This window comes from Halomonas sp. McH1-25 (assembly GCF_022348165.1).
Taxonomy (GTDB): domain Bacteria; phylum Pseudomonadota; class Gammaproteobacteria; order Pseudomonadales; family Halomonadaceae; genus Modicisalibacter.
In genome coordinates this window covers 446,294-454,046 of record NZ_JAKRFI010000003.1, presented here as the reverse complement: position 1 = coordinate 454,046, position 7,753 = coordinate 446,294, and the positions used below count along the sequence as shown (strand labels likewise).

Here is a 7,753-nt window from a genome sequence, read left to right as displayed (position 1 = left end):
AGGCGATCATCGTGCCGGCGCTGATCGCGGTGCTGGTGCTGGGCTCGATCTACGGCGGCGTGGCCTCGGTCACCGAGGCGGCGGCGATGGGCGTGTTCGGCGTGCTGCTGGCGGTGGTGCTGCGCGGTGAGTTCTCGTTCAAGACCATGCACGAGAGCCTGGGCCAGACGCTGATGACCTGCGGCATGATCATCTGGATCGGCATCGGCGCGGCGGCGCTGGTCGGGGTCTACAACCTGATGGGCGGCAACCGCTTCATCTCGGGCATGATCCTGGGGCTCGACGTGGCGCCGATCGTGATCATTCTGGTGATGATGGCGATCCTGCTGGTGCTGGGGATGTTCCTCGACTGGATCGGGGTGGCGATGCTGACCCTGCCGATCTTCGTGCCGATCATCGAGCAGCTGGGCTACAGCCCGATCTGGTTCGGCATCCTGTTCGCGGTGAACATGCAGGTGTCGTTCCTGTCGCCGCCGTTCGGGCCGGCCGCGTTCTACCTCAAGGGGGTGGCGCCGCCGGAGATCAGCCTCAAGGACATCTTCGTGTCGCTGCTGCCGTTCATCGCCATTCAGCTGTGCGTGCTGTTCGCTTTGCTGTTCTGGCCGAATCTCGCCATGTGGCTGGTCTAGTAGGAAAGAACGTAAAAGGATTCCCATGAAAATTACCCAACTGAAGACCTGGCAGGTACCGCCGCGCTGGTTGTTTCTCAAGATCGAGACCGATGAAGGCTGCTACGGCTGGGGCGAGCCGGTCGTGGAAGGCCGTGCAGCAACCGTCGAGGCGGCGGTACATGAGTTGGCCGATTATCTGATCGGCCAGGACCCGCACCGTATCGAGCACCTGTGGAATACGCTCTATCGCGCCGGTTTCTACCGCGGTGGGCCGATCCTGATGAGTGCCATTGCCGGTATCGACCAGGCGCTATGGGATCTCAAGGGGCGCGACCTCGGCGTGCCGGTCTATCAGCTGCTGGGCGGTAAGGTACGCGACAGGATGCGCATGTACGCCTGGACCGGGGGTGATCGTCCCAGCGACGTGGGTGCCGGCGCCAAGGCGCTGGTCGAGCAGGGCTTCACGGCGTTCAAGATGAACGGCACGCCGGAGCTGCAGATCGTCGACTCCCATCGCAAGGTCGACGAGGCGGTGGCGCGGGTTGCCGAGGCGCGTGAGGCAGTCGGTCCAGACGTGGGCATTGCCATCGACTTTCATGGTCGCGTCCACCGACCGATGGCCAAGGCGCTGCTGCGCGAACTCGAACCGTACCATCCGATGTTCGTCGAGGAGCCGGTCGCACCGGAGCATCTGCCGAGCCTCAAGCACATCGCCACCGGCCTGGGCTATCCCATTGCCACCGGCGAGCGCCTGCACACGCGGTTCCAGTTCCGCGATCTGCTGGCCGAGGGCATGGTGGATATCGTTCAGCCCGACCTGTCGCACTGCGGCGGCATCAGTGAAGGGCTGAAGATCGCATCGCTGGCCTCCTGCCATGACGTGGCACTGGCGCCGCATTGCCCGCTCGGTCCGCTGACGCTGGCGGCCTCGCTGCACGTCGATGCCGTCAGTCATAATGCCTTCATCCAAGAACAGAGCATGGGCATCCACTACAATCGGGACAACGACGTCCTCGATTATCTGGTCGACAAGTCGGCGCTGACCATCAAGGACGGGTTCTGCGAGATTCCGCAGGGGCCGGGCCTGGGCGTCGAGATCGACGAGGCGTTCGTGGAGGAGCGCGCCAAGGTGGGGCACCGCTGGCGCAATCCGGTATGGACGCATGAGGATGGCAGCATTGCCGAATGGTAAGGAGGCGCTATGAATGAGACACGCCGGGCCGCGCTGGACGCGGCCATGAAGAAGCTGCCGTTGGCGGCGATCCTGCGTGGGGTGAGGCCGGACGAGATCGATAGCATCTTCGATGCGCTCGTCGCGTCGGGCTTCAAGCTGATCGAGATTCCCCTCAATTCGCCCCGTCCTTGGGAAAGCATCGAGCGGGTGGCCAAGCGCTGCCCCGATGACGTGGTGATCGGGGCCGGTACGGTGCTCGATCCCGAGGCCTGTCGTCGGCTTGCCGATCTGGACGCGCCACTGGTCATCACGCCGAATACCGATCCCGCCGTCATTGGCGAAGCCGTGGCGCAGGACCTGGCGCCAATGATCGGCTGCATGACGCCCACCGAGGCGTTGACAGCGGCGCGCGCAGGCGCCAGTGCGCTCAAGCTGTTCCCCGCGGCGCGTCTGGGGACCGGCTACTACCGGGACATGAAGGCGGTGTTGCCAGCCGGCCTGCCGATCTTTGCCGTGGGTGGCATCGATCAGTCCAACATGAGCGAGTGGATCACTGCCGGCATCGACGGTTTCGGCTTCGGTGGCAGCGTGTATCGTCCGGGCTGGTCGGCGCAGGAAGTGGAACGTTGCGCACGCGGTCTGGTCGCCGAGTGGTGCCGCGTCAAGGAGGGGCTGGCCCAGGCCGAAGGCCTCGAACGTGAGGCGGACGCATGACATCGTCGAGACTCATCGCCATCGACTGGGGGACCAGCAACTTCCGCGCCTTTCTGGTCGATCGAGACACTGGCGAGGTGCTGGACAGTCGACGTTCCGATGCCGGTCTACGTTCGCTGAGCAGTGCCGAGTTTCCGCATTACTGTGCCGCCCAGGTCGGGGAGTGGCGGGAAGAAGGGCGGGTCCCGGTCTACCTGGCCGGGATGGTGGGGTCCAAGCGCGGCTGGAGCGAGGCGCCGCAACTGGATCTGCCGATCGACGCGAATGCCCTGGCCGAGCATGTCGTGGCGGCGCCGGGATTGGACAACGCCTGGATCGTGCCAGGCGTCAAGGTGGTGAGTCCCGGTCACGTCGACGTCATGCGCGGCGAGGAGATCCAGGCATTCGGCGCCTTATCCATCGCCGACTCCCGCGAGGGGCTGTGCTGCCTGCCGGGGACCCACAGCAAGTGGGCGCGGCTGGAGGAAGGGCGCCTGGTGGACTTCGTCACGGCGATGACCGGTGAGCTCTACCATGCGGTGCGCTTTCACACCCTGCCCGGCGAGCCGGCCCGGGAGTCGGCCGAGTTCGATGCAGCAGCGTTCCGCCAAGGGCTCGAGACTGCGGCCCATCCGGCTGGACTGTTGCATGCACTGTTCGAGGCACGCAGCCGTCATCTGTATGCCGACCTGGCCGGCGAGCAGGTAGGCAGTTTCATTTCAGGCGTAATGATCGGCAGCGAAGTCCGTACCCAGCGTTCGCTCCATCCCGAGACCCATCGCGTCACTCTGGTTGGTTCCAGCGCTCTCAATGCATTGTATCGGCTGGCCATGCAGCAGGCGGGTTTCGACGATATCGTCGAGGTGGATAGTGATCGGGCGACGCTGGCGGGGCTGGTTGCCCTTGCCGAAAAGCATCGCTGACATCGTCTTGTTTCCATGCCAGCCGATAGGCTGGCATTTTTCATGGTTAGGCACAAAACCTAGCGGCTTTTGTGCAAATGAACGATGCAACTTTCGACGATCTCTTCCGGGGCGCAACGGATATCGATCTGTATGGCCTCGGTCGCTTCGGGGGCTTCCAGTGCCTCGAGTTGACTGTCCAGCATGTGCTCACCGTGAAAGAAATGCGATGCGCGTGACATCAGCCGTTCCATCAGTGTCTCGCGACTACCGTGAAGGTAAAGAATCCGCAGTTCCGGTGCGCCTTGGCGTAGCACATCGCGATAACGTTTCTTCAGTGCGGAACAGCCAATGATCACCGGTTCACCGCGTTGATGGTGGTCGCGATAAAGGCTTGATAGCGTCAGTAGCCAATCCTTTCTATCGTCGTCACTGAGTGGCTCACCACGCGCCATCTTGGCAATGTTGTTCGCGCTGTGATGATCGTCCCCATCAATGAAATGACAGCCTAACTTCCTGGCCAAGGCTCGGCCGATATGCGATTTGCCCGAGCCTGAAACGCCCATGACAAGAATACACGTGGGTGACGTTTGCATCTGCTATTGTTCCTGAAATGAAGCTCTCCACAACGCGGCAAGGATATCATTTGTGTTGGGTGATTTTGCGATTATTGCCAGCAAATGTACGTAGTAATACGTAATTTTATCGGGATGCACCAATAACGTGCTATCGGGTTTTTGCCATGAACCAAGTCGGGGCGACGCTGCGTGACGAGAAGAGCGAAGCCGTTAAATGACGGCAACTCCTGCTAGGTTGGCATGTTACGTGCTTATGGACACTCATGGGGCGATGACATCGGGTGAGTCGCCAAGCAAGCGAGAGGGTTTGCAATGCAGGAGACCATTTCGCCGCCGCGTCTGGTATTCACGGACCTGGATGGATCGTTGCTCGACCATTACGACTATGGCTGGGAACCGGCCAGGCCCTGGTTGAATCGGCTGGCCGCTGCCGACGTACCGGTCATTCCCGTGACCAGCAAGACCCGGGCGGAACTGCTTCCATTGCGCCAGGAGTTGGGCCTCGAGCAGACCCCCTTCATCGCCGAGAACGGCGCCATCATCGGCTTGCCCGCAGCCTGGCAGCATGCGCGTCTGGATCGCGATCCCGCCAATGTCGATGGGCTGCGGGTCAAGGCCCTGAGCGTGGATACCGATTTTCTCAAGCGTCGACTCGCGGTGATCCGCGAACGCCTGGGCGTCGATTTTCGTTGCCTTCCCGATATGTCTATCGAAGAGGTCATCGAAGAGACCGGCCTGGATGCGGCCCGGGCCGGGCTGGCGCGGGCTCGCGAGGGCAGCATTCCCCTGCTCTGGAACGATAGCGGGGCAAAACTCGAGGCATTCCGGGAGATGCTGACCAACGACGATCTGGTGTTGACCCAGGGCGGACGCTTCTGGCACGTGATGGGCAACGCCGACAAGGGCAGGGCGGTGACGTGGCTCGTGGCACGCTTTACCGCGCTGCGCGGCGGCGCTCCCTGGTCGCTGGGCCTGGGCGACGGTCCCAATGACGTGACCCTGCTGAACGCCACCGATGCAGCCGTATTGATACGCGGGGCGCATTCGCACCCCGTCGAGATACACCATCCTTGCCTCTACCGAACGCAGGAAGCGGGCCCGCAGGGCTGGGCCGAAGGCATGGAACACTGGCTTGGACAGGAGCTGGCATGAGCGATTTCTACCAGAACGGCATCATCACCAACTTTCACAACCTGACCCGCCGCCCGGTGGAAGAGCTCGAGGCGGACTTGGTGCGTTTCGCCAAGCGTCGTCCCATGGGCCTGATTCTGCCCTCGCTCTATTCCGAGTTGGAGGGGCCGGCACTGGCCAATATTGTCGACGAGCTGACGCGCGTGCCGTATCTCAATGAGATCGTCATCGGCCTCGACCGGGCCGACCGAGACCAGTTCCTGCGTGCCCGGGAATTCTTCGCGAAGCTGCCTCAGCACCACCGTATCCTGTGGAATGACGGTCCGCGCCTGAAGGCGCTGGACGCCGAACTCGACGCCGAAGGCATTTCGCCTCAGGAACCGGGCAAGGGGCGCAACGTCTGGTACTGCGCCGGCTACGTCCAGGCCTCGCGACGTACCGAAGCGGTGGCGCTGCACGATTGCGATATCGTTACCTATGATCGTGGCCTGCTGGCGCGCTTGATCTATCCGGTGGCGCATCCGCAATTCAATTACGAGTTCTGCAAGGGCTATTACTCGCGCATCGCCAATGGCAAGCTCAATGGACGCGTGGCCCGCCTGATGGTGATTCCCATGATCCGGGCGCTGAAAACGATCTATGGGCCACTGCCATATCTCGACTATCTGGACAGTTACCGTTATCCGCTCTCGGGAGAGTTCTCGATGCGTACCGACGTGCTCGACGGTATTCGCATTCCCAGCGACTGGGGGCTGGAAATCGGGGTGCTCTCCGAAGTGCATCGCAACTACTCCACCAAGCGTCTGTGCCAGGTGGATATCGCCGACATCTACGACCACAAGCACCAACCGGTCTCCGAGGAGGACGCCAGCGGCGGCCTCAACCGCATGAGCCTGGATATCGCCAAGGCGCTCTATCGCAAGCTGGCCACCCTTGGCGTGCAGATCAGCGCCGAGAGCTTCCGTACCATCAAGGCGACCTACTATCGCATCGCGCTGGATCTGATCGAGACCTATGACAACGACGCCATCATGAACGGTCTGAAACTCGACCGGCACAGCGAGGAACAGGCCGTCGAGCTGTTCGCCAGCAACATCATGGAAGCCGGCAAGGCGTTTCTCGAGTACCCGCGCGACAAGCCGTTCATTCCCAGTTGGAACCGCGTGCAGGCGGCGTTTCCCGATCTGCTCGAGCGTATGCACGAGGCGGTCGAACTGGATAATCAGGGCAAGGTGTAGGAGCGCTTAGATCGCGCTCTGGGGCAGCACCTTGCGCAGAAAACGTTGGGTGCGTTCATCGCGAGGATGATGGAACAGCTCGCTCGGCGGGGCTTGCTCGACGATTCGCCCCTCATCCATGAATATCACGCGATCGGCCACGTCGCGGGCGAACTGCATTTCATGGGTCACCACGACCATCGTCTGGCGCTCGGCGGCGAGCTGTTTCATCAGGCCCAGCACCTCGTCGACCCACTCCGGGTCGAGTGCCGACGTCGGCTCGTCGAAGAGAATGACCTCGGCGTTGGCGGCCATCGCCCGGCCGATGCCTACCCGTTGCTGTTGACCGCCGGATAGCGAGGCAGGATAAGCGTCGGCCTTGTCGGCCAGGCCGATACGCTCGAGGATTTCACGCGCTCGTGCGTGGGCCTTCGCCTTGGGGAGACCGTCAACCACGATCATGCCCTCGCTGATGTTTTCGAGCGCCGTCTTGTTGGCAAACAGCGCATAGTTCTGGAAGACGAAGGCGGTGCGGCGACGCAGGGCGAGAATGTCGCGCGTGGTGGCGCGAGTCACGTCGATGGAAATGTTGCCGACCGTGAGATGCCCGGCATCGGGGCGTTCGAGGAAGTTGATGCAGCGTAGCAGGGTCGACTTGCCAGTCCCCGAGGGCCCAATGACCACGATGATTTCCCCCCGTGCAAGCGAGAGGTCGATGTTCTCGAATACCGTCTGGCCGTCGAAGCGCTTGGTGATGCCTTTGAGTTCGATCATCGCTGATAGGCTCGGTTGAGTCGGATTTCCAGTCGCCGCTGCAGCCAGGAAAGCGCTTCGACGATGATCCAATAGATGATCGCCACGACGAGAAAGGCCTCGAAGTAGAGAAAACTGCTGGCGGCCTCTTTCTGGGTCGCTCCCATGAGTTCGGTGACGCCAAGCGTAAATGCCAGCGAAGTTGCCTTGATCATGTCGATGAAGTAGTTCATCAGCGTCGGCGTAGCGATACGGGTTGCCTGGGGCAAGACGATACGCCGCATCAGTTGGCCCTGTGTCATGCCGATCGACAGCGCCGCTTCTGTCTGGCTGCGGTCGACGCCGACAATGGCGGCACGAATGGACTCGGCCATGTAGGCCGAAAAATGCAACGTCAGTCCCATGATGGTCGCCGTGATGCCATTGATCGCCACCAGAAAGGCCAGTAGCTGGGGCAGGCCGTAATAGAACAGGAAGAGTTGGACCAGCAGCGGGGTGCCACGAAAGAAGGAAATGAACAACATCGCCAGCGCATTGAGGAAACGCAACCGGCGAACGCGCACGATGGCCAGCAGACAGGCCAGGACCAGGGCGCAGATCATGCCGGCCACGGCCATCTCCAGGGTAAGCGGCAGATAGCCCAGCAGGATGGGCACGAGGCCCAGCATGTAGTCGACATCGAGCGCGTGCATTG

General features: G+C 62.0%; 9 protein-coding genes. 6 read left to right on the top strand and 3 right to left on the bottom strand.

Annotation, left to right across the window (positions count from 1 at the left end):
* The 4 genes from MHM84_RS11620 to MHM84_RS11605 all read left to right on the top strand — a co-directional run.
* Nucleotides 1–629: TRAP transporter large permease subunit (locus MHM84_RS11620; protein ID WP_239266249.1), on the top strand; the 629-nt coding region annotated here is incomplete at its 5' end.
* Nucleotides 630–654: 25 nt separating this feature from the next.
* Complete coding sequence (gene dgoD, locus MHM84_RS11615) at nucleotides 655–1,803, top strand: galactonate dehydratase (protein ID WP_239266247.1); 1,149 nt, start codon at nucleotides 655–657, stop codon at nucleotides 1,801–1,803.
* Between the two features lie 9 nt (nucleotides 1,804–1,812).
* The gene (locus tag MHM84_RS11610) at nucleotides 1,813–2,499 is read left to right on the top strand and encodes a 2-dehydro-3-deoxy-6-phosphogalactonate aldolase (protein WP_239266245.1); all 687 of its coding nucleotides are present in this window, start codon (nucleotides 1,813–1,815) and stop codon (nucleotides 2,497–2,499) included.
* Nucleotides 2,496–3,401, top strand: coding sequence for a 2-dehydro-3-deoxygalactonokinase (locus tag MHM84_RS11605; protein ID WP_239266242.1), 906 nt, complete (start codon nucleotides 2,496–2,498; stop codon nucleotides 3,399–3,401). The genes MHM84_RS11610 and MHM84_RS11605 overlap by 4 nt, the downstream gene beginning before the upstream one ends.
* 59 nt (nucleotides 3,402–3,460) lie before the next feature.
* Here MHM84_RS11605 and MHM84_RS11600 read toward each other — a convergent pair whose 3' ends face one another.
* On the bottom strand, nucleotides 3,461–3,976 hold the full coding sequence (locus tag MHM84_RS11600; RefSeq protein ID WP_239266240.1) for a gluconokinase: 516 nt from the start codon (nucleotides 3,974–3,976) through the stop codon (nucleotides 3,461–3,463).
* Between the two features lie 294 nt (nucleotides 3,977–4,270).
* Between MHM84_RS11600 and MHM84_RS11595 the strand changes: the two genes are divergently transcribed.
* Entirely contained in the window at nucleotides 4,271–5,110 is an 840-nt protein-coding gene (locus MHM84_RS11595; protein WP_239266238.1) for an HAD-IIB family hydrolase, read from the top strand.
* A complete protein-coding gene (locus MHM84_RS11590; protein WP_239266236.1) occupies nucleotides 5,107–6,327 on the top strand; it encodes a glycosyl transferase in 1,221 nt (406 codons plus the stop codon). Before MHM84_RS11595 ends, MHM84_RS11590 begins: the two co-directional genes overlap by 4 nt.
* Before the next feature lie 6 nt (nucleotides 6,328–6,333).
* On the opposite strand, the gene MHM84_RS11585 is transcribed toward MHM84_RS11590, so the two are convergent.
* Both MHM84_RS11585 and MHM84_RS11580 read right to left on the bottom strand, forming a co-directional pair.
* Nucleotides 6,334–7,080, bottom strand: a complete 747-nt coding sequence (locus MHM84_RS11585; protein WP_239266233.1) for an amino acid ABC transporter ATP-binding protein — start codon at nucleotides 7,078–7,080, stop codon at nucleotides 6,334–6,336.
* Entirely contained in the window at nucleotides 7,077–7,751 is a 675-nt protein-coding gene (locus MHM84_RS11580; protein WP_239266231.1) for an amino acid ABC transporter permease, read from the bottom strand. Before MHM84_RS11580 ends, MHM84_RS11585 begins: the two co-directional genes overlap by 4 nt.
* Nucleotides 7,752–7,753 lie beyond the last annotated feature (2 nt).